General features: G+C 41.4%; 22 protein-coding genes. 11 read left to right on the top strand and 11 right to left on the bottom strand.

The features are described 5' to 3' along the window. Positions 1 to 25: 25 nt before the first annotated feature. Complete coding sequence (locus HUW48_RS26420; RefSeq protein WP_182413784.1) at positions 26 to 1,159, bottom strand: glycosyltransferase; 1,134 nt, start codon at positions 1,157 to 1,159, stop codon at positions 26 to 28. 199 nt (positions 1,160 to 1,358) lie between these two features. Between HUW48_RS26420 and HUW48_RS26415 the strand changes: the two genes are divergently transcribed. From HUW48_RS26415 to HUW48_RS26390, 6 genes are all read left to right on the top strand, one after another. Continuing rightward, positions 1,359 to 2,858 (top strand): Gfo/Idh/MocA family oxidoreductase, encoded by a 1,500-nt coding sequence (locus tag HUW48_RS26415; protein WP_182413783.1) that lies wholly within the window; start codon positions 1,359 to 1,361, stop codon positions 2,856 to 2,858. Between the two features lie 207 nt (positions 2,859 to 3,065). Beyond that, positions 3,066 to 3,857, top strand: a complete 792-nt coding sequence (gene cobA / locus HUW48_RS26410) for a uroporphyrinogen-III C-methyltransferase (RefSeq protein ID WP_182413782.1) — start codon at positions 3,066 to 3,068, stop codon at positions 3,855 to 3,857. 300 nt (positions 3,858 to 4,157) lie between these two features. Further along, complete coding sequence (locus HUW48_RS26405) at positions 4,158 to 5,195, top strand: ScyD/ScyE family protein (protein WP_182413781.1); 1,038 nt, start codon at positions 4,158 to 4,160, stop codon at positions 5,193 to 5,195. Between the two features lie 253 nt (positions 5,196 to 5,448). Next, positions 5,449 to 5,724 carry a DUF2798 domain-containing protein gene (locus tag HUW48_RS26400; RefSeq protein ID WP_182413780.1) on the top strand — a complete coding sequence of 92 codons (276 nt, stop codon included), beginning with the start codon at positions 5,449 to 5,451 and terminating at the stop codon, positions 5,722 to 5,724. A 106-nt stretch (positions 5,725 to 5,830) separates the two neighbouring features. Further along, positions 5,831 to 6,397, top strand: a complete 567-nt coding sequence (locus HUW48_RS26395) for an AraC family transcriptional regulator (protein WP_246343633.1) — start codon at positions 5,831 to 5,833, stop codon at positions 6,395 to 6,397. 197 nt (positions 6,398 to 6,594) lie between these two features. Then, entirely contained in the window at positions 6,595 to 7,524 is a 930-nt protein-coding gene (locus HUW48_RS26390; protein WP_182413779.1) for a cation diffusion facilitator family transporter, read from the top strand. A 54-nt stretch (positions 7,525 to 7,578) separates the two neighbouring features. Here HUW48_RS26390 and HUW48_RS26385 read toward each other — a convergent pair whose 3' ends face one another. Then, complete coding sequence (locus HUW48_RS26385; RefSeq protein ID WP_182413778.1) at positions 7,579 to 8,301, bottom strand: class I SAM-dependent methyltransferase; 723 nt, start codon at positions 8,299 to 8,301, stop codon at positions 7,579 to 7,581. 125 nt (positions 8,302 to 8,426) lie between these two features. On the opposite strand from HUW48_RS26385, the gene HUW48_RS26380 reads away from it, so the two are divergent. Together HUW48_RS26380 and HUW48_RS26375 are read left to right on the top strand one after the other, a co-directional pair. Then, positions 8,427 to 9,317, top strand: coding sequence for a LysR family transcriptional regulator (locus tag HUW48_RS26380; protein ID WP_182413777.1), 891 nt, complete (start codon positions 8,427 to 8,429; stop codon positions 9,315 to 9,317). 142 nt (positions 9,318 to 9,459) lie between these two features. After that, complete coding sequence (locus tag HUW48_RS26375) at positions 9,460 to 11,667, top strand: B12-binding domain-containing radical SAM protein (protein ID WP_182413776.1); 2,208 nt, start codon at positions 9,460 to 9,462, stop codon at positions 11,665 to 11,667. A gap of 20 nt (positions 11,668 to 11,687) precedes the next feature. Here HUW48_RS26375 and HUW48_RS26370 read toward each other — a convergent pair whose 3' ends face one another. The 5 genes from HUW48_RS26370 to uvrB form a co-directional block, all read right to left on the bottom strand. Continuing rightward, positions 11,688 to 12,209: a GNAT family N-acetyltransferase gene (locus HUW48_RS26370; RefSeq protein WP_182413775.1), complete on the bottom strand. Its 522-nt coding sequence runs from the start codon at positions 12,207 to 12,209 to the stop codon at positions 11,688 to 11,690. 20 nt (positions 12,210 to 12,229) lie between these two features. Beyond that, complete coding sequence (locus tag HUW48_RS26365) at positions 12,230 to 12,610, bottom strand: magnesium citrate secondary transporter (RefSeq protein ID WP_182413774.1); 381 nt, start codon at positions 12,608 to 12,610, stop codon at positions 12,230 to 12,232. After that, the gene (locus tag HUW48_RS26360) at positions 12,610 to 12,921 is read right to left on the bottom strand and encodes a hypothetical protein (RefSeq protein WP_182413773.1); all 312 of its coding nucleotides are present in this window, start codon (positions 12,919 to 12,921) and stop codon (positions 12,610 to 12,612) included. The genes HUW48_RS26365 and HUW48_RS26360 overlap by 1 nt, the downstream gene beginning before the upstream one ends. 111 nt (positions 12,922 to 13,032) lie before the next feature. Further along, positions 13,033 to 13,455 carry a GNAT family N-acetyltransferase gene (locus HUW48_RS26355; protein WP_182413772.1) on the bottom strand — a complete coding sequence of 141 codons (423 nt, stop codon included), beginning with the start codon at positions 13,453 to 13,455 and terminating at the stop codon, positions 13,033 to 13,035. A 260-nt stretch (positions 13,456 to 13,715) separates the two neighbouring features. Next, positions 13,716 to 15,740, bottom strand: coding sequence for an excinuclease ABC subunit UvrB (gene uvrB / locus HUW48_RS26350; protein ID WP_317173737.1), 2,025 nt, complete (start codon positions 15,738 to 15,740; stop codon positions 13,716 to 13,718). A gap of 349 nt (positions 15,741 to 16,089) precedes the next feature. Here uvrB and HUW48_RS26345 point away from each other — a divergent pair, with 349 nt between their 5' ends. The 3 genes from HUW48_RS26345 to HUW48_RS27420 all read left to right on the top strand — a co-directional run bounded on the left by HUW48_RS26345 (position 16,090) and on the right by HUW48_RS27420 (position 17,147). Next, entirely contained in the window at positions 16,090 to 16,473 is a 384-nt protein-coding gene (locus HUW48_RS26345; RefSeq protein ID WP_182413771.1) for an SH3 domain-containing protein, read from the top strand. A 292-nt stretch (positions 16,474 to 16,765) separates the two neighbouring features. Beyond that, positions 16,766 to 17,014 (top strand): hypothetical protein, encoded by a 249-nt coding sequence (locus HUW48_RS26340; RefSeq protein WP_182413770.1) that lies wholly within the window; start codon positions 16,766 to 16,768, stop codon positions 17,012 to 17,014. A gap of 4 nt (positions 17,015 to 17,018) precedes the next feature. After that, positions 17,019 to 17,147, top strand: coding sequence for a hypothetical protein (locus HUW48_RS27420; RefSeq protein WP_262891477.1), 129 nt, complete (start codon positions 17,019 to 17,021; stop codon positions 17,145 to 17,147). Between the two features lie 226 nt (positions 17,148 to 17,373). Here the strand turns inward: HUW48_RS27420 and HUW48_RS26335 are convergent, their stop codons facing one another. From HUW48_RS26335 to HUW48_RS26320, 4 genes are all read right to left on the bottom strand, one after another. Continuing rightward, positions 17,374 to 17,682 (bottom strand): hypothetical protein, encoded by a 309-nt coding sequence (locus HUW48_RS26335; RefSeq protein ID WP_182413769.1) that lies wholly within the window; start codon positions 17,680 to 17,682, stop codon positions 17,374 to 17,376. A 45-nt stretch (positions 17,683 to 17,727) separates the two neighbouring features. Then, entirely contained in the window at positions 17,728 to 18,234 is a 507-nt protein-coding gene (locus HUW48_RS26330) for a hypothetical protein (protein WP_182413768.1), read from the bottom strand. 280 nt (positions 18,235 to 18,514) lie between these two features. Beyond that, a complete protein-coding gene (locus HUW48_RS26325; protein ID WP_182413767.1) occupies positions 18,515 to 20,176 on the bottom strand; it encodes a hypothetical protein in 1,662 nt (553 codons plus the stop codon). Next, positions 20,157 to 20,732 (bottom strand): RNA polymerase sigma factor, encoded by a 576-nt coding sequence (locus HUW48_RS26320; protein ID WP_182413766.1) that lies wholly within the window; start codon positions 20,730 to 20,732, stop codon positions 20,157 to 20,159. The genes HUW48_RS26325 and HUW48_RS26320 overlap by 20 nt, the downstream gene beginning before the upstream one ends. Positions 20,733 to 20,770 lie beyond the last annotated feature (38 nt).

The following is a 20,770-nucleotide window of genomic DNA, read 5'->3' as shown; positions in this document are numbered from 1 at the left end:
GGATTTTGTTTAACCTACCTGCTCCCTAAGTTGTAACCTGTCGGCCTTTCCAATAGTAAGTGCCCCGTAACCCGCGTAAGGCCGTGTACAATACATAAGGAATGTACACCAATTGAAGAGGTAACAAGTAAATAATATACCTTTTCCGATTAAGGAAATGCAACACCGCCAAAAGGAATATCCCATCTACACTTAGTTTACAACTAAATAATGCCGCCACTTGCCAATTACCGAATCCGCCGCCAAGCCAAGCCATAAAAGCCAGAAAAAGTAAAAAATTTACGCCAAACACCAATACAGCCAAAAATTTAACCGACCACTCAGAGTAGTTAGGCCATTTACTTGCCCAACGAATGCGTTGGTTAAAAAACGCGGTTACTGATTTTTGTGCCGCAGTATAAACAATAGCTCTCTTATCTTTTAAAAAACTTACTTTACCAGCATAACGCTTCGCTATTTCGTGCATTAAAAACTCATCGTCGCCGGAGGCCAAATGCGCGTTACCTGTAAAACCCTGCACCTCCAGAAAAGCCTCACGCGCATAGGCCAAATTAGCTCCATTACACATATTTGGTTTCCCTACGGCTATAGATGCGCCCCCTACCCCAATTAGGCTGGCAAACTCTACCACCTGCATTCCCTCAAACCAGGAACCATCCGTTGAAAGGCACACCGGCCCACTTATACAACGGGCATTTGTGCGCTCATAGTGTTGGGCCAAGGTAAAAAGCCAATCCGGAGTAACCCGGCAATCTCCATCGGTTTGCACTATTAACTCGCCTTTAGCTAAGGCTACTCCTTTTGTAATAGCGGCTTTTTTTTGCTGCAAGCCCGGGTAATCCTGCAAACAAATCAGCCGCACCGGCAATTTACTTTTTTCTTTAAATACCCCCACTAATGCCGCTGTTTCATCATCTGAGTTATCATCTATAACCAGTACTTCAAAGTTTTGTTTGGGGTAAGTTTGTTGTTCTAAATCTTGCAACAGAGCTCTAATATGGGCCGCTTCGTTGCGTACCGGAATAAGCACCGATAAAAAAGTCTGGGCAAAATCTAAAGAATTACCTACCGGAGGCAGAGTAAGCCAGGCACGCCACCTACGAAGAATAATCCAGGCGTAAAGGCCTAAAACACTCCAACAGATCAGGAGAAAAAACATAAATTTACTAAAAAAGGGTGCGTTTACGGTTACTTTACTAAAATCAGAAAAAAACTGCCGCCTCAATTATTTTTCCTTAATGAAAGTAGCTTGTTTTCTAAATTAGATGTAATATTATACAATCTATGCAAAAACAAACTCCCGGATTGTAATCTATTTGGGCTATTTATTCTAACTTAAAATCCCTATAATTTTTCAAATGGAAGACCAGCAAAATACTTCAGAACAAAGTAAAAACGCTTTCAACCGTCGTGATTTTATAAAAGGCGCTGCTTTAACCGCTGCCTCTTTTTATATTTTTCCGCGGCACGTATTAGGTGGACCCGGTTTTGTAGCCCCGAGCGACAAATTTAATATTGCCGGCGTTGGAGTAGGCGGCATGGGACGCTCTAATTTACTTAATTTATCGAGCCAGAATATTGTAGCCTTATGTGATGTAGACTGGGATTTTGCGGGGAAAGCTTTTGATAGATTAACCAGCGATGCCGAAAAAGCACAAGCCCGGCTAAAAGATGCTGCTACCGATAAAGATCGGCAAAATATAACCAATCAGATTAACAACTTTAATCAACTAAAAGCTCAGTATCCAAAAGCCAAGCGGTTTAAAGATTACCGCGAAATGCTGGATAAAATGAGTAAGGATATTGATGGGGTAGTGGTGGCTACACCAGATCATACGCATGCCGTTATTGCCATGGAAGCGATGCGCCGGAAGAAACACGTGTACGTGCAAAAGCCTTTAACCTATACCGTACACGAAGCCCGCGCTTTGGCCGAAGCGGCCCGCAAATACAAAGTTATCACGCAAATGGGTAATCAAGGGCATTCCAGCGAAGGTGCCCGTTTAATAAATGAATGGATTTGGGATGGTGCCATTGGTAAAGTAAGTACCGTGTACGCCTGGACGAACCGCCCGATCTGGCCACAGGGCATTCCGCGGCCTACCGAAACCATAGCTACTCCCGAAGGTTTGGACTGGGAAGTATTTTTGGGGCCGGCTCCGTTGCGGCCTTACAACCCGGCTTACCATCCGTTTAAATGGCGGGGTTGGGTAGATTACGGTGCCAGTGCTCTCGGCGATATGGGTGCGCACTTACTCGACCACCCGAACTGGGCCTTAAAACTAGGCGCTCCTGTAAGCGTAGAAGCTACCAGCACGCCTTTTGGTGGTGGTAACAATAAACAAGATTTAGCTACTTACCCGAGCGGCTCTATGGTGACGTATGAATTTGCCGCCCGCGAAAATATGCCTCCGGTAACGCTTACCTGGTTCGATGGGGGTTTAATGCCGCCGAAACCAACTGAAATGGGACCGGATGAAAATATGGATAAAAGCGGCGGGGTACTGATGATTGGTGATAAAGGTAAACTGATGCACGAAACCTATGGTTCTAACCCGCGCTTATTACCTGCCAGCCGCATGGCCGAATACAAGCAACCAGCTAAAACTATTCCCCGGATAGATGTAAGTCACGAAATGGACTGGGTACGTTGCGCGAAAGATGGTAAAAAACAGCCTTCGTCTAACTTCGACTATGCCGGTCCATTAACCGAAACCATGCTGCTGGGTATTATTGCTACCCGGTTTACCGGTAAAAAATTATTGTGGGATTCGGCCAAAATGCAGTTTACCAATGCTCCGGAAGCAAACCCATTTGTAACCCGCGAATACCGCTCTGGCTGGAGTTTAACGGCTTAAAAAATCATTTCTGTTATTTTCAAAAGGTGGTTTGTTTGGCAGACCACCTTTTTTATTGATTTTTTTCTTGGTTATCAAAAGAAAAATACCTCATTAAACCCTATAATTTGAGAGGTTAAATTCTAATTTTAGATTAACCTAGCGGCTAAAAAGTAAATTTTACTAGAAATGTGCGTAATTTAAGCGTTTTATCAGTCTGCGATTCTCATGAGTTCTAAAATTCCGCGGGTTACTTTAGTGGGCGCAGGCCCCGGCGATGTAGATTTACTAACCATTAAAGGGGCGAAAGCGTTAGCCGCCGCTGATTTGGTACTCTACGATGCTCTTGTTAATCCGGCTTTACTTGATCTGGTACCTGCCGATAAACCCCGCATATTTGTGGGCAAACGTTCCGGTAAACACGAGTATCCGCAGGAAGAAATTAACACCTTAATTGTTAAATACGCATTAGAATACGGCCACGTAGTGCGCCTAAAAGGCGGCGACCCATTTGTGTTTGGGCGAGGTTACGAGGAAATTCAGTTTTCGGCTCAACACGGCGTTGCTACCGAGGTAATTCCGGGTATTAGCAGCGCTATTGCTGTACCCGCCTCTCAGAATATTCCGCTCACCAGCCGGGGGGTAAGCGAAAGTTTTTGGGTAATTACCGGCGCTACTAAATATGGACAAATTTCGTCGGATATTGCCTTAGCGGCCCAGTCTTCGGCTACCGTGGTAATATTAATGGGCATGAAAAACCTAGAAGATATTACCCGGGTATTTCAGGTATTAGGTAAAAACACTACCCCGGTAGCAATTATTCAGAACGGAACTTTGCCTAACGAGCGCCTGCTTTGCGGAACCATTGATACTATTTGCCAGTTAGCGCAGGAACAAAATATTACTTCACCGGCCATTATCGTAATTGGGGGGGTAGTAGATCTACGTTTTAATTCGGCCCGGAAACAAGAAATACTCCAACAAGTCAATTTATTTCAAAATCCTGCTTCGGAAGAATAAGTATTTAAGATATGCGGCATCTCTTTTAATTTAATGCCCTTACAATTTACTATTTTTGTGGCGCTATAAATAATTCGCTTCTCTTGTTAAGTAAGCCTGAATTAATTTTCTTTCCCTTCTAAAATTCAAAGCAACATTTTTAGGAAGAGTACCTTAACTGCAAAACAAAAAAAGCAGAAAAGAGTATTATATCTCTATACTAACATTTACCTATACTTTCGTTTGCCGATGACCAGATATTCAAGCTTTATTTGCCCATAATTCTTAAATAAATCATAGTTTTCACTTAACCTTTTAATTATGCGCACCAAAATTACTTTTTTACTATCCTTATTGTTGTTGCTAGGCACTACTGCTTGCGAAGAATTTTATGAAATTGTAGATGAACTAAAACCGAAGCCACCCAAAGTAAAAGATTTTGTGAGCGGTTTAAATTCGCCAATTGGCATAGAAGCCGATGCGGCAGGCCAGTTATGGGTAACAGAAGCAGGTACCGGCAATACTCCCACAGGTACCAGTGACGGACAAGTTTCTTTAATTACTCCCGAAGGTAAAGTGTATCCGGTAGCCAAAGGCTTTAGTTCTTTTAAAAGTTCGGAAGGAGTAGTGAATGGCCTTAATCACCTTATTTTAAAAGATGGCATGTTATGGGTTTTACACGGAATAGAAGGCAGGCTTTACAAATTAGATGTTTCTACATTTCAGCCGGGCGATGCGCCTAAGCAAGCCAAAGATTTAGAATACGAAGATTTAGGTAAGTTTATTTTAGGATATGATTTTAAAGATGAGACCAACGAATCTAATATTTACAATATAACTGTTGGCCCGGATGATGATTTTTACATTGCCGATGCGGCCGCCAACGCCATTATTCGTCGTGATGCCGAATCCGGAGAATTAAGTGTTTTTGCCGAAGTTCCGGCAATTGCGGGCACCGGCAGCGGAGAACTACCTGATGCTCAATCGGTACCAACAGCCATTGCTTATGATGGAGAAAGATTTTTAGTTTCCACCTTCACCGGATTTCCTTTCCCGGCCAAAAAAGCCGTTATCTACGAGCTTGATTTGCAAGGCAACGTTTCGGTGTATCAATCTGGCTTTTCGAACTTAACAGATTTAAAACTAGGTACCGACCGGCATCCGGTAGTGGTAGAATACAGCAACTTTACCGGCCAAGGTTTTGCACCGGATGCCGGCAGTTTTATTTTCGCCAGCCGCCGCAAGAACGTAACGTTGTTAAATAATTTAAATTTCCCTACTTCCATTGAAAGAAGCGGCCTTAAAACGTATTATATCCTTTACAACACCGGCGGTAAAATACAACGAGCGGTATTTTAAAAAATCTTTAATTGTATTAGCAGAAAGTATGAGGTAATATCCTTATTCTTCTGTCTGAATAAAGGTTATTTATTTTATAATCAGCCCACCCCAGGTACTATAAAATAGCACCTGGGGTGGGCTTTATTTTTGAGTCGGTACCTGAATAAAGTTAACTTCTAAAAAGGAATTAACTAAGTAGTTTCTCTCAAACCGGAACGAATGTATTATTTTTGCTGCTGGATATTTTACCCCAGGTGTAAAGCCCGAGTGAATGAGAAAGCAAAATGTACCGAAGGCTGCGGCCAAATCAACTGTACGAAAAAATAAGTTCCGATTTAATAAAGCTAACTTAAAGCGGCAGGTTATCTTGATTTTTATTATTAGTTTCTTTATTTCTACGGCTTTAATATTGTACGTTTTTGGATTCCCGACGGGCTTTTTTGGTCGTTTGTTTAGTTCTACATTTGTTTTTTTCCTGCTGATTAGCGTTACCGTGATGGGTATTATTCCGCTGGTAAACTATGTATTCAATCGTTGGTTACGCTAAGGACCGGCACCAAATTAGTAAATTAAAGGTTTACTAATAAGAAGTACGCCTGCATTTGCTACTCACTGGCAGTAAGTGTATATTTAAATAGTATAAATAAACTTCCGTGGAAACTACTACTTTACATATTAAAAACATGGTATGCCCGCGCTGCATTAGCACGGTTACCCGTGTACTCCAGGAACAAGGTTTAGAGGTAAACAATGTGCAGCTCGGTAGTGCTCAAGTTACCGGTGAACCTGATTTTTCCCGCATTGATGCCGCTCTGCAACCCGAAGGTTTTGCGTTACTTCAAGACCGCGACCGGCAATTGGTAGAGAAAATTAAAAATACCTTAATCGATTATTTACAACACTTTGAAACGGCTTACCAACCGGTTACCACTTCGGTTTATTTATCCGAAAAACTGGGCTTGGATTATTCTTATTTAAGTAAAGTATTCTCGCGCCTGGAGCCACTTACCATCGAAAAGTATTTTATTTTATTAAAAATTGAGCGGGTAAAAGAACTGCTCTCTTATGGCCAGTTAACTCTAAGCGAAATTGCTCACCAGTTACAATACAGCAGCGTGCAGCATTTATCGAATCAGTTTAAAAAAATTACCGGCCAATCGGTGAGCGAGTATAAAAACAGTATTCATCCGGTTCGTACGCCACTCGATGCTATTGGTTAATAGCTGAATTTTGTACATTGTTATTAAAATTATATTAAGTACTTAGATAACTCTGCCTTACCTTTAAGCTTAGAAAGTAAGATTGCTCCGGACACGAAAAGTTGCTGGTTGTAACATTTTCAAAATTTCGTTGCCGATTTTACTATCCTTACCTTTCTTTCACGTTTAATAAAAGTAAAAGTAGTTTTATTTAAATCATGCATTCCCATTCGCACGATCATCAGCATCATTCCGGCCATAGCCACAGCCATAGTGTGCCGAGTAATTTAACCCGGGCTTTTTTGCTAGGCATTGGGTTAAACGTATTGTTCGTGGTTATAGAAGCTACTACTGGTTTCTGGCTGCATTCCCTGGCTTTACTTACCGATGCCGGTCATAATTTAAGCGATGTGGCCAGTCTGGTTTTAGCTTTATTAGCCACTCGTCTGGCCACCAAAAAAGCTACCGACGATTATACTTACGGCTTCAAAAAATCTACTACTTTGGTTTCGCTGTTTAATGCGGTATTACTTTTAGTAGCCGTGGGTGCCATTGGTTGGGAAGCTTTTCAACGCCTCGGGAAACCACAGGCTATAGAGGGCCAGTACATTGCCTTGGTATCTGGCATAGGTATTTTGGTTAATGCCGGTACGGCTTTACTTTTTATACGCGATAAAGATAAAGATTTAAACGTAAAAGGCGCTTACCTGCACATGGCCGCCGATGCGTTGGTGTCGTTGGGTGTGTTAATAGCAGGGGTAATTATTTACTATACCAACTGGTTCTGGATAGATTCGGTAATTAGCTTAATTGTGATTGGGGTTATTTTATGGAGTACCTGGAGCCTGCTAACCGAATCTTTAAAATTGTCTTTAGATGGCGTGCCAACGGGTGTAAATTTACCGGCTATCCGGCAATTACTTACTAATTTTCCGGGCGTACAAAATGTGCACGATTTACATATCTGGGCCATGAGTACCACCGAAAACGCCTTAACTGCCCACCTGGTAGTGCAGGAAAACACTTCTGAATCCCTGCTCACCAGCATCCGGGAGGAATTAGCACATCATCACCAAATCAACCACGCTACCATCCAAATCGAAAAAGTAAATCAAAAAGTTTGCGACCAAACCTGCGAACATGCTTAACGAAGCCTAACGCTTGCCGGTACGCTAAATTTTACGATCCTTTTTTGAAAAAATTTACTTTATTCCGCCAAAGGCAGCAAAGCAAAGATTTTTGTGCAGTACCTCTACTTGTTTAAAACCAACTTTTTTCATTAAATCAAGTTGGTAATTAAGAGAACGAGGCGTGTCTTCTTTTTGAATGTAAGCCAGAACTTTCTCTCGGTAAGCAGTACCCCCTAATTGCTCCAGGTACTCGCCGTATTTTTTCCAGATTAAGTTATTAATAGAAGTCATATCGTGTATAATTAAATCCGAAATCCAGAAACTGCCGCCGGGTTTTAAGGTTTTGTAGAGTTTAGTAAATACGGCTTCCCATTCTTCGTCGGTACGTAAATGATGCAAAACGGCTCCGGCCAGAATGGTACAGTAGTGATTTTCGGGTAAATCCAACTCCCGGATGTCGGCTTGCTTTATTTCTACTGAATTGGAGGTAGCAGCGGCAACTCTTTCCCGGGCTTTTAAAAGCATAGGCTTACTTAAATCTACTAAGGTACAAGCCATATCCGGGATTTTGCTTAGCATTTTTAAGGTATAATTGCCGGCTCCACAACCAATATCCAATAACCGCGAAGCGTTTGGAGTTATGGATTTTACCGCATCCGTTATCAACTCTAAACTTATGGGAGCATCAACCGTTGATTGCTGACCAGTTTCTAAATTAGAAAATCGCGCTACGTCATTATCAAACCGCTCTCTTATTTCGGCTACGGTTGATTTTGTTTCTGTATTTTGACTCATAACTGTTAAAGTTAATTAAGGTTAAACTTGCTCCGGAAATCTTTTTTGGCAAATCTAAACCAGTAAACGATATTTGTAAAGTATCATTTTTATCAAGTATTCATACCTTATAAGTATCAGATAAGATGGAGTTGCGCCATTTACTTTATTTTAAAACAGTAGCCGAAGAACTTCATTTCCGGAAAGCTGCTTCTAAATTACACATCTCGCAACCACCTCTAAGCCGGCAAATTAAAGAGCTGGAAGAAGAGTTAGGCGTAGTTCTGTTTAATCGTAGCAATAAGCAAGTAAGCCTTACTCCGGCAGGTCAGTTTTTCAAAAAGGAAATCGATCAGATTTTCTCGCAACTCGAAGAAAGCAAAAACCTGCTAAAACAAATTCACGGGGCTATAACTACTCAGTTGCGCATTGGCTATATCAGTTCTACCTATCAGGCGCATTTAGTAAATATTTTAAAAAAACTGCACACAGAATTACCCTTCACCAAAACCCGCCTCTACGAAGTACCTACGGTTAAACAAATTAAAGCGCTGGAAGAAGGCAAATTAGATGTAGGCATTATGCGCGCTCCGGTAAGCTCCGAAAAACTAAAAACGATAACCTTGTTTCAGGATCCTTTTACGGTCGTTTTCCGCCAAAATTCAATAGAGTTGCCTGGTCAGGAAGCAGTAAGCCAATATTTAAAACACCAACCATTTATTTTCTTTAACCAGGATTACGCTCCCGATTATTACCGGAAATTAGTAGAAATATGCCAGCGTTTAGGCTTTTACCCCGATGTAGTACACGAAGCCAATAACATCCATTCTATTCTCCAATTAGTAGAAAGTGGTTTGGGCGTTTCTATTGTTCCCGCTTCGGTAAAAGCCCAATGTACTTCGCTAAAACTTTCTTTTTACGATTTAAATTACTTACCCATTACTACAGAAGTAGTATTAGCCTATAAGCCGTCGTCGTCTAATCAGGCGGTAGAATGGTTTATTCAGCAGTACACAGCTAAGTATAAACAGGCCTGATTTACTAAATGGAGGAAACAAAATTTTGAAGAGGAAATAGTAACGATAGATTTAAAAATTTACCTGCTGAATGGATAATTTTGCGCCGGGTAAACTTCTCTTTGTTCTCCTTTGTTCTACTACCTGCATTAAGTTATAAAAATTGTTAACCGCGCCTAAAATACTGCTCATTACTTCGCCGCTTACGCAGCTTAACACACCGTACCCGGCTACAGCCTATTTAAAAGGGTTTTTACAGCAGTACAATTACCAGGTAACCCAAGCTGATTTTGGCCTGGAATTAGTTTTAAAGATTTTTTCCCGTTCTGGTTTAACGCGTGTATTTAACGCCATTGAGCAACAAAACCTTCCGCTTTCGGATAACAGCAAACGTATGGTTCGGCTTAAGCGGTTTTACCTGGCTACTATTGAACCCACTATTCATTTTCTGCAAAATACTGATACCACGCTGGCGCAGCAAATTTGTTATAACGGCTTTCTGCCCGAGGCCTCTCGCTTCGACCAAATAGGTGATTTAGAAGTAGCTTTTGGCGCAATGGGCATTAACGACAAAGCCCGTCATCTGGCTACTCTTTACCTCGAAGACCTCGGTGATTTAATTAAAGAAACTATTTGTCCGCACTTTGGTTTTAGTCGGTATGCCGAAAAACTTGCCTTATCGGCTACTTCTTTCGAGCCATTGCAGCAAGCTTTAACTGATAAGCCAAACCTGGTAGATGCGTTTTTACTGGAATTAGTAGCCGAACGCATGCAGCAGGTTCAACCGGACTTAGTTGGCTTTTCGGTACCTTTCCCGGGAAATTTATACGGAGCTTTACGGTGCGCGCAATACATTAAAGAACAATATCCCGGCGTAAAAACCTTAATGGGCGGCGGTTATCCTAATACCGAATTACGCAGTTTAAACGAGCCCCGCTTTTTCGATTACATAGATTTTGTAACCTTAGACGACGGAGAAGGCCCTTGGTTGAAACTGCTGGAGTATCTGCAAGGAAAGCGAACAGTAGAATTGTTGCAACGCACGTTTTTACGGAAAAATGGCGAGGTTAAGTATTACAACGGCTGCCAGGATGCCAATATTCCGCATACCGAAGTAGGTACCCCAGACTATAGTGATTTACCACTAAATAAATATTTATCGGTAATTGAGGTAATGAACCCCATGCACCGTTTGTGGAGCGATGGCCGCTGGAATAAACTTACGGTGGCGCACGGCTGCTACTGGAAACGCTGTTCTTTCTGCGACGTTACCCTCGATTACATTGCCCGTTACGAAACGGCCCCAGCAACTTTACTCGTAGATCGCATAGAAGCTATTGTTGCGCAAACCGGCCAAACGGGTTTTCATTTTGTAGATGAAGCAGCACCGCCACTGGCTCTGCGCGATTTAGCGATTGAGTTAATCCGGCGAGGAGTAAAAATAACCTGGTGGGGAAATATCCGGTTCGAGAAAACTTTCACCCCAGATATTTGCCGGCTTTTAGCGGCTTCGGGTTGTATTGCGGTGTCGGGTGGTTTAGAAGTAGCCTCAGATCGCTTGCTGGCGAAAATGGAGAAAGGCGTTACGATTGCACAAGTTGCCCGGGTAACCGAAGGTTTTACCCAAGCTGGCATTATGGTACATGCCTACCTCATGTACGGCTTCCCGACACAAACTGCCCAAGAAACCATCGACTCTTTGGAAGTAGTACGACAGCTATTCTGGCATAACGTTATTCAATCCGGGTTCTGGCACCGCTTTTCTATGACAGCCCACAGCCCGGTAGGTAAAAACCCGGAAAAATACGGCGTTCGTAAAATTGGCCCACCCGTAGGCATTTTTGCTAATAACGATCTTTGGCACGACGATCCGCAAGGCTGCGACCACGAGTTGTTTGGAGCAGGTTTAGCAAAAGCTATATATAATTACATGCACGGCATTGGTTTGGAAGAGCCCCTCTCCTTCTGGTTCGACTTTAAGGTAGCGCGTACTACTATCTCGCCGCAACTTATTGCCCAAGCTATTGCCACTCCGAGTAAACCCGACAGTGAAAAACAAAATTTGCGCGTACTTTGGTTGGGAAATTTACCGGAACTGGAAATAATTACGGTAAATAAAAAAGGCAAAAAAACAGAACAAGCTTTACTTACTTTCTACGAAAAAGCTGAAGATTTTCAGATCAGAACAACTCCGGTTATTGGGCAATGGCTAATGGAAATGTTAAGCCAGGTAAGCAGCGAACAACCGAATGGCTCTCGTTTAAAAGAGCTAGATCAACAATTTCCGGAGCAAGCGGGCTTAACTTTTACGCAATTTCTAATTTCTCCTACCTGGCTTACCTTACGCGAAAAAGGGTTACTAATTATTTAAAATTTAACCTATAAGGAAATTTATAATTGCTTTACCAACAAATAATCCAATTGAACATCATCGCCTAAAATAAAGTCTTCGGTGCCAACCTGATAAAATCCCCATTTTTGGTAAAAAGAAACAGCCCGAAGGTTGTGTTCCCAAACCGTGAGCCAAATAGCTTCACAACCTACTAATTTGGCTTTCTCAATACAGAAATGCATTAATTGATCACCTAAACCTAAACCCAGAAATTTGCGAAGCAAATACAGCCGACTAATCTTTAATACGTTTTGAAAAGGCACCTGAGCCTCTGGTGCTGGATATTCCATTTTCACGTAACCAGCAGCTTCGTTTCCTAACTCAGCCAAGTAAAATTCGGTGGTGGGGGTAGCCAATTCATCCGCTACTATTTCGGGAGCAAACACCCTGGATAAAAAAGCAGCCATGTTTTCAGGCGTATTAGCCTCACCAAATGCTTCGGCAAAAGATTGCTCACCTATAATGGTTAATAAATTTGTATCAGCAGCTGTGGCGCGACGAAGAGTAGCAGTTGGTCTCAAGATAATGATTAATTCAGCAGTTAGGGTTGTGGCCGTAAAGGTATTGATTGCCGCTGATTAATAAACCGGTAAAATACCCAGGCACCAAAAATATAAGCCGAAACATCCCAAACGTCGCGGGTATACTTGGCCGAGAATGCTGGCAAAATGCCTTCAAACAAAACACTTACATACAACACCGCAAAAATAATTTGAGCTTTAGAGAGCGTATATTGAGGACTCCGGTAAACCCATTGCCGCTGCACAGCTACTGCCAAAGTTAAAATTACCGGCATAGCCAATAAATCGTCGAGATAATGATGAACAAAGGGCAAGGTAAAAATTTTGAAATGCTCCAGCGTATACGTAACCCAGAAAGTTATTGCTGCTGTTATGAAAACCGGATTACGCAAAATTTTCATTAGCCCGCCAACAAAGTTAAAAACCAGAGTATAAAGGATAAAATCGCAATAAAAGAGATTTGTACGGCTTGTATGAATCGTTTTCCTGTTTTTACCAGGAAGGAATCGGTGGGGTATATTTTGATTAAATCAATATTAATCTGGTAAGACTTTTTTTCTTTAGCTTCGGCTTCGGCTTTGGCTTGCGCCAGAAACGCTTCTTCGTCGAGTAGATGGCCGCAAAAATGGCAGATATCATTTATTTCCTGATTCCACGGCGACCAATTTCCACAATTTTTGCACTTCTTTGTCGACTGAAACGACTGACTCATTCTTAGAAACCTGAATTTTTACGTTGTTAGATGTTAGAACGGTAAAGGTTGGATGGTTTAACCAATTTAACACAAATATCTCTAACGCAACTTATAAAACGGCAATAAACCTTATTTAATTTCTGCATTACCGCTTAACATCCAGGCTTGCGGATGGTGCGTAAATCCAATGTGCGGATAATACTGTTCCGCTGCCGGAGCGGCCAGCAAAATAATCTTGGCGTTTGGTCCGCCAGCCAGTTGAGTTTGTTTTATCAGCTCTTTGCCAATGCCTTGTTTTTGAAAATCGCGGTGTACCGCTAAATCAGATAAATAGGTAACAAAAGCAAAATCGGAGAGTGCCCGCGAAATTCCTACCAACTGCACTCCAGCCCAAGCTGTAATTACTAAATTAGCGTGTTGCAGCATAGCCTGCATTCGGGCCCGATCGTGAATGGGACGGCGTTCGCCCAAGGTAGAGGCTTCGTACAAAGCCAGCATTTCATTTAAATCTATTTCATTTCCAGTGCGGTAAGTAATAAGTGGACTTGGCATTTTGCAAGATAATTTATAAGAAGAATCCGGTTTCTGTATTCAAATAAAGGATATTTTAGATAAACTTACTCACCTTCTGTAAAGGAAATAAAGTAAAGTTAGGATTAAGCGATTTCAATTACATTAAAGATTGATTATGGAAATAGTAAATAGTAGTCACTTATTATTCTCAGATTAAATTTTATTTCTAATCGTACTTCAGATTTACTAATTAAACCGCATAAAAAAGCCTTCTGTTCTTTGCAGAAGGCTTTTTGAATTTAATCACGTTTATTTTTCAACAACTTGCGTAATTCAGCGAGCTCATCGCGGTACTTGGCAGCTTGCAGGAAGTCTAGCTCTTTGGCAGCGCCTTCCATTTGCTTTTCCGTTTTCTTAATGAGCTTTTCGAGCTCTTCGCGCTTCATGTACTGTATTACTGGTTCCGCAGCAATAGATACTTCGGCAGGTCCGGCGTATACTTTCGGAGTTGGTCGGGCATCTGCCACCGCCGTTTGCTCAAATATTTCTTCTTTCGATTTACGTACCGTGGTTGGTGTAATACCATTTGCTTCGTTGTAAGCCATTTGCACTGCCCGTCTACGGTTAGTCTCATCAATGGTACGTTGCATAGAACCTGTCATGCGATCGGCGTACATAATTACTTTACCCTGGCTATTCCGGGCAGCCCGACCAGTAGTTTGAATCAACGAGCGCTGATCGCGGAGGAAGCCTTCTTTATCAGCATCCAGCACGGCCACCAACGATACTTCCGGTAAATCCAAGCCTTCGCGCAGTAAGTTTACCCCGATTAACACATCAATATGCCCCAAACGCAGTTCCCGTAATATCTCTACCCTATCTAAAGACTTAATTTCGGAATGGATGTATTTTACTTTAATGTTCAATTTCTCCATGTACTTGGAAAGCTCTTCGGCCATACGTTTAGTGAGGGTAGTAACCAATATGCGATCGCCCATTTTAATGCGTTCGTCAATTTCATCGAGTAAATCATCTACCTGATTTACGCTAGGTCTTACCTCAATTATGGGATCCAGCAGACCGGTTGGCCGGATAATTTGCTCAACTATTACCCCTCCGGATTTCTGAAGTTCATAATCGCCGGGTGTGGCGCTCACAAATAAGGTCTGCTTCATCATCGACTCGAACTCGTTGAAAGTAAGCGGACGATTATCCATCGCCGACGGCAACCGGAATCCCCACTCTACCAACGCAGTTTTGCGGGAGCGGTCGCCACCCCACATGGCCCGCACCTGGGGTGTAGTAACGTGGCTTTCGTCGATTACCATCAGGTAATCGTTCGGGAAATAATCTAACAAACAGAAAGGCCGCGCTCCCGGGCTACGCCGGTCAAAATACCGCGAATAGTTTTCGATACCCGAACAATAACCCAATTCCCGGATCATTTCCAGGTCAAATTCGGTCCTTTCTTTAATTCTTTTGGCTTCTTCGTCGCGGCTTTCTTTTGAGAAATACTCATGCTGCGCCATTAAATCGAACTGAATTTCGCGGATTGCCTGTTGCATAACGTCTTGCCCGGTTACGAATAAGTTAGCCGGATACAACGCAATCTGCTCTTCTTCGGCGATCATTTTACCTGAAGCCGGATCAATGCGCCGGATAGACTCAATCTCGTCGCCAAAAAAGTAAATTCGGTAAGCATAATCCGCGTATGCCGGGAAAATATCAACGGTATCACCTTTCACCCGGAAATTTCCACGGGAAAATTCGGCCTCGGTGCGGCTATACAAAATCTGGACAAACTGATATAGTAATTGATTGCGGCTTACGCGCCGACCGGGCTGTAAATAAATAACATTCTTTCCAAATTCTTCGGGGTTACCAATACCGTAAATACACGATACCGATGCCACCACAATAATATCGCGCCGCCCCGACAGTAACGATGAAGTACAGTGCAGCCGCAGTTTCTCAATTTCTTCGTTAATGGCTAAGTCTTTCTCAATAAAAGTATTAGAAGAAGCTATGTAAGCCTCGGGTTGGTAGTAATCGTAATACGAAATAAAATACTCCACGGCATTATTCGGGAAGAACTGTTTAAACTCGCCATAAAGCTGAGCGGCCAATGTTTTGTTGTGGCACAATACCAGGGTAGGTTTTTGCACCTGCTGAATAACGTTAGCTACCGTAAAGGTTTTTCCGGTTCCCGTGGCGCCTAATAATACTTGCGCCGGTTCGCCGTTTTGCACGCCTTCCACTAATTGCGCAATAGCTTTAGGTTGGTCGCCGGTGGGTTTATATTCAGAAGTTAAATTAAAATCCATGCAGATTTTTTAAAGATTTGTGAACATATTATAACAATTTACAACCTCTTAGAGTTGCTTGTCTTCTTAATTAAATCCTGATCTACTGCTCAATTAGTAAATTTTTTATAATTGTTTTAAGATAACTAATTTATTTACGCTAAACAGATTTTCTTTTCTCTATTGCGTGGTGCTGTTAATTAGCTTATATTGAAACAGCTACCATACTAATATTATAAAAACAAGGAAAAATATTTGAATAAACTACAAGTATATTACCGGTTACAGTCTGACTTTAAAGTAATTTTTAAAGCCTTCTTCTTTATCATGCCCCTAAATACAATACTCCGAACCAAATCAATCCAACTAAATGAAAACAAATTTACTTTATCTACTAAGCTTTTATTTTATCTCGGGCTGCGCGCCTACTCTCTCCCCTTCCTCCTACGAAGGAAGCAGCAATTATAAGCCAATTAATGAAACTTACACCGCCGGAAGAAGCGGCGTATCCCTGAGAAGAATCCCAAAGATTTTTGCTCCCGTATCTAAAAATATTCAGGTAGGCGATACGGTTTATGTATATGGCCGATTAAACCACGATTGGTACGTTGTGCGCCGAAACGGAAGAAAGTATTTTGCTCCTTTTAGAAATATTTATCAGTTCCGGACAACGGTAACCACCGCTAAAACTTACCAACCCATTCCTGATTCCTCTACCCTGCATCTTATTCATATTCCACTATTGGCTGAATAGGTTAACTTTATCTATACATCGTATTTCAAAACGCACCCGGTATAAGGCTACTTTTGCCATTGCTAAAGCCTGCCCATTTAGCTTGCAATTAGTAATGATAAAAGTAGTGCAATTTGACTCCACATCTATTTTGTGGCACAATATTTACTTATACTAATAAGTAAATATTAATCAATCGCTTATGCTTCTTCAATTACTCATTCTAAGACTAATATGTATAGTAACTTCCCAAAAGAAGACTGATTCTCAGGATCTTTTTATTTGAAGCTAATCGTATTAGAACTACTTTAAGATGAATCATCCCTATTTTTCCTGTATTAGCCGTGAGCAAAAGGCAGCTTTAGTACGAGTAAAAGGTAATTTCCTGGCCGATCGCCTCAACGGCGAACACCTGGTCTATCTTTTCAGTTTAGATACATTCTTTGTCGAAATCTGGTACCGCCGGGACAACTTCGAGATTGATTTGGTATTGAGTTTTAAAAGTGCCACTCTTTTAGAACCTTATCTGGAAAAAGTAAATTTTGATCAATTAATTGGTTAATACCATGAAAGAGTGGCAGTGGACCGTAGCCTTAATTGGGTTAAGTTGGGTAGTTGGGTTAGGCATTCAATGGTTAAGGGAGTACCGGCCATTAAAGCCGAATAAACGGCGTAAATACAAAAACTTATCATAAGTAAAGAAACGCTAGTATCAAGATAGCAGACGCCAGACTTTTCGCGGCTTAATATTTAATTATCAAAATACCGCGCAATAATCTCGCCCTGCAGGATAGTAAATTAATTTTGTACAATTACTTATTACGAAAAAGAAGTCATAAAAAAACCCATGCCAAAAGGATGGGCTTAGTATAATTGTAGTATAGTGTAAGATATTTTTATAATCTACCCGCAAGCGGTTGATTAATACTTGATTTCAATTTCGCGAACTATGCGCGGGTACGACGACTGGCAACTAAACTCCACATCCTGAAAGCTTTTAAACGAAATACTTTTATTTTCTTGCCGGTCGGCAGTTTTCAGGTTATTAACAATCAACACATTACTAAATTGGCCTCGATTTACGCCGCTACTATCAAATACCGGTTGCGATTTACCAATTACATGGTTACTGGTAATTTCTACATAATACGCTTGTATACCACATCCGCCCCGGCAAATAACACGGCCACTAATTAACTCAACTGTTTCGTCTGGAGTGCAGGCAAACAAAAGGCAAGTACATCCAATTAAAAATATTACTTTGCCCACTCTGTTTTACTTTTCTAACTTCCCTTGTTGCTGCAAAACAGCTAGCAATTCGGCATTATTCCGAAAATCATTGGCGGGTTTATTAGTGCTTCCGTAGTCATAACGCACCCAAATAATATTGTTGGTATAAGAAAGAGGATCCATCACAATAACATTTAAACAAGCTAAACTTAAATAACCCGGCATTAAAAATCCGGAGTATACCACTTGCCCATCTACTTTTAAGTAAAAAGGTGTTTGCGTTTTTATATTCTTCAGCCGGTTAATAGCCGCTGCGGTTAAAGTAAAATAATGATCGGCGGCGTGGTACGAGAGCACTTCATCGTTACTTATTATTTTCTCTTTCTCCTTGGCGGTATTTAAATCCAGTTCACAACCTGGCCCGGTTTCGCTTTGATTTTCGAGGGTGTAAAAGGCAATATTATGCTTTACAACGTTCGTATCGGTTTCTCTCTCACAAGAAAAACCGAGTAAGGCCCAAACCACCAGCCATACTAAACGTTGTTGCTTCATAATAAATACCGTTTAAATTTCATTGTAAGCTTACTAACACAGAAAAAATTAATAAGGCACTAATTGTTATCCAGCCTATAGTAGGCACGTAAAAGTCGAATAATTCAGAAAAATAATTGTTTGGTTCAGGTGGCAGTTGCATAGTATTATTAATTTAAGTTTCAGATGTACTAACAGCAAATAAGCCTTTAACTTACTGTTATTATATTTAAATATTAATTTATACTAATATACTAATAAACTACACAATTTGGTTTTACTTAACCTATATTTATTTTAATTATTTTTTACCAATTACATAACTCGAGCTAATACCAAAACCTACATAATAAGATTTACTCTGATTTACATTAGATAACTGGTCGGGGCTTAAGGTTAAAGGAGAAAAGCTACGGGCTACATCTAAGCTGCCTTGTACCTGCCATGCATCTGTAACCTTTAAACCACGGCCTACCGACCCTAAAGCAGTAAGGTACCATTTGCGGAAAGGCGAAGGTTGACCAATTGAATACTCGGCAGCTGGCACTTTAGGTGAGTCGGATAAAACGCTGGTTTGCAGCAATACATTTACAGCCCCACCGGCTTGTACAAAATTAAACCACTTACCCCGGCCTTGCTGATACCGCAATTTTATGGGTAAACTCATCTGCCGGTAACGGTAATACATGGTAAACGGATCTACTTTTTCTACCGAAACATTGGCATTGGTTAGATAATCATCCGTTAATCTGGCTAAAAATATAGTTACCGGAATAGTAACGTTCTGCCCCATTAAGTTGTCGTTATTACCATAATTTACATTTCCTATATTTACTCCCGGAATATTATTTAAAGTTACCGGCCGCTTATAGATAATGTACGAAGTTGTAGTTTGGGCTTTATTTTCGGCAAAACTGAAGCCGGTTTCTATACTCCATTTGTCATTTAAGCGATAAGTAGCGGCAACAGCCGCCCGGTACGAGAAAGCCGATCGGGTATTCTGATTAAATTCTTCGCTGGCCGCTTCTATAGAATTACCTGGCTGATTTTTAGCAACAATAGCATTCGCGTAATTTCCTAATGGCGCTGCTGCAAATGATTGACTACCAGCATCAGCAAATCTAATATTCTGCTCGAAATATTGCGAACCAGTTCCGCCACCCACTGCCCAACGATTTGCTTGAACCCGCTTTTTTGTCTCCGTTGAGTTTGTTGCCGCTAAGTCAAAAGCTGTACTATCCGTCTTAAATAAAGAAGGCTTATCTACGGCAGCAATCTGTACGGAATCAGCTTGCCTATTTAAGGGCGACTCTAATTTAGCTGCTCCAAGTGCAAGAGTGCTGCGAAGAGAATCCGGTTGCAAGTTAGGATTCTTATTAATTGCTATGCCTTTGTCAGGTTGATGATTATTAGTTACATCAGCTTGTCTGGTAAAGCTTACCGAATTATTTACTTCTGCTATCGTTGTTGCTCCTGGTTTTACTCCGCGCCGGGTTATAGTGGCTAATCTTCTTTCTTTTGACATATAAGCCTGCGAAGCAGGCTCAACTTCCGTTGAAGCTATTTTAACAGATTTATCATCCGCAGTATTATTAATAGTAACAGACGATTGATCTGGAGAGGTTAATTTGTTTGATTCTGTTCCTTTAGCAGGTGCTATTGTTTTACTATTTTCTACAGCCAGATTAGGAGAGCTGGCATTCGGGACATTTAGATGGTGGCCAGTCTGGGTATCGTACCAGAAGTACCCCATTGCCAGCATTAATAAGGTAATACTGGCGGCGGCTACACTGCGGTACCAAACCAAGCGTTTTTTATAATACCCAGCTTGCTGAACTTCCAGGTCTTGCTCAATCCGGTGCCAGATACTAGTCCGTGGATTTACCTCTGCCGATTCAAAACCATCCCGAAAAACCTCTTCCAGCTTCCGGGGCCGGTTCGAGTTATCTGATGATTCTTTCATTGTATTTTTTTTCTTTTCTTTCAATCATTTCTTTTAAAATTGCCCGCGCCCGCGAATACTGAGATTTGGAAGTACCTTCCGAAATATCCAATTGAGCCGCAATTTCTTTATGGGAATAACCTTCGATGGCGTATAAGTTAAAAACTAACTGGTAACGGGGCGCTAATTGCTGCACCATATCCAGCAGCTCTTCGAAGGCGTAATTCGAAAATATAAATTCTTCTTCCGGATGTTTTTCTACCTGTTCCACTTCTGCCACTGAGCTCACGTGCATTTTTTGCCGGTGCTGTTTTAAAGCGGTATTCACCATAATCTTGCGAATCCAAAACTCTACCGGACAATCGCGTTTAAAATTTTGAATATTCCCAAACACTTTCACAAACCCTTCCTGCAACACATCTTCCGCTTCAAAACTGGTTTTAGAATACCGCAGACATACCGCCATCATTCGGGCAGCGTATTTGTCGTATAACCGACGCTGCATATCCCGCTTACCGGCAATACACCCTGCGATCAGTTCATCATCTTCAGATAAATGGCGCGTAAAAAGTTTCAAATCAAATAGGATCCTAAAGGCTGCAACACTACCATGAC

The sequence above is a fragment of the Adhaeribacter radiodurans genome (assembly GCF_014075995.1).
In the GTDB taxonomy this organism is placed as follows: Bacteria; Bacteroidota; Bacteroidia; order Cytophagales; family Hymenobacteraceae; genus Adhaeribacter; species Adhaeribacter radiodurans.
Note: the sequence above shows the minus strand (reverse complement) of the source record. Positions and strands in the feature narration are given on the sequence as shown.

Excerpts from the sequence above, each read along its gene's own strand:
- uvrB (WP_317173737.1), bottom strand. The coding sequence starts at position 15,740 with ATGGATTTTAATTTAACTTCTGAATATAAACCCACCGGCGACCAACCT.
- HUW48_RS26400 (WP_182413780.1), top strand. The coding sequence starts at position 5,449 with ATGAGAAAGCAAAATGTACCGAAGGCTGCGGCCAAATCAACTGTACGA.
- HUW48_RS26330 (WP_182413768.1), bottom strand. The coding sequence starts at position 18,234 with ATGAAGCAACAACGTTTAGTATGGCTGGTGGTTTGGGCCTTACTCGGT.
- HUW48_RS26380 (WP_182413777.1), top strand. The coding sequence starts at position 8,427 with ATGGAGTTGCGCCATTTACTTTATTTTAAAACAGTAGCCGAAGAACTT.
- HUW48_RS26415 (WP_182413783.1), top strand. The coding sequence starts at position 1,359 with ATGGAAGACCAGCAAAATACTTCAGAACAAAGTAAAAACGCTTTCAAC.
- HUW48_RS26405 (WP_182413781.1), top strand. The coding sequence starts at position 4,158 with ATGCGCACCAAAATTACTTTTTTACTATCCTTATTGTTGTTGCTAGGC.
- HUW48_RS26340 (WP_182413770.1), top strand. The coding sequence starts at position 16,766 with ATGAATCATCCCTATTTTTCCTGTATTAGCCGTGAGCAAAAGGCAGCT.
- HUW48_RS26360 (WP_182413773.1), bottom strand. The coding sequence starts at position 12,921 with ATGAGTCAGTCGTTTCAGTCGACAAAGAAGTGCAAAAATTGTGGAAAT.
- HUW48_RS26365 (WP_182413774.1), bottom strand. The coding sequence starts at position 12,610 with ATGAAAATTTTGCGTAATCCGGTTTTCATAACAGCAGCAATAACTTTC.
- HUW48_RS26325 (WP_182413767.1), bottom strand. The coding sequence starts at position 20,176 with ATGAAAGAATCATCAGATAACTCGAACCGGCCCCGGAAGCTGGAAGAG.
- HUW48_RS26345 (WP_182413771.1), top strand. The coding sequence starts at position 16,090 with ATGAAAACAAATTTACTTTATCTACTAAGCTTTTATTTTATCTCGGGC.
- HUW48_RS26355 (WP_182413772.1), bottom strand. The coding sequence starts at position 13,455 with ATGCCAAGTCCACTTATTACTTACCGCACTGGAAATGAAATAGATTTA.
- HUW48_RS26385 (WP_182413778.1), bottom strand. The coding sequence starts at position 8,301 with ATGAGTCAAAATACAGAAACAAAATCAACCGTAGCCGAAATAAGAGAG.
- HUW48_RS26390 (WP_182413779.1), top strand. The coding sequence starts at position 6,595 with ATGCATTCCCATTCGCACGATCATCAGCATCATTCCGGCCATAGCCAC.
- HUW48_RS27420 (WP_262891477.1), top strand. The coding sequence starts at position 17,019 with ATGAAAGAGTGGCAGTGGACCGTAGCCTTAATTGGGTTAAGTTGGGTA.
- cobA (WP_182413782.1), top strand. The coding sequence starts at position 3,066 with ATGAGTTCTAAAATTCCGCGGGTTACTTTAGTGGGCGCAGGCCCCGGC.
- HUW48_RS26420 (WP_182413784.1), bottom strand. The coding sequence starts at position 1,159 with ATGTTTTTTCTCCTGATCTGTTGGAGTGTTTTAGGCCTTTACGCCTGG.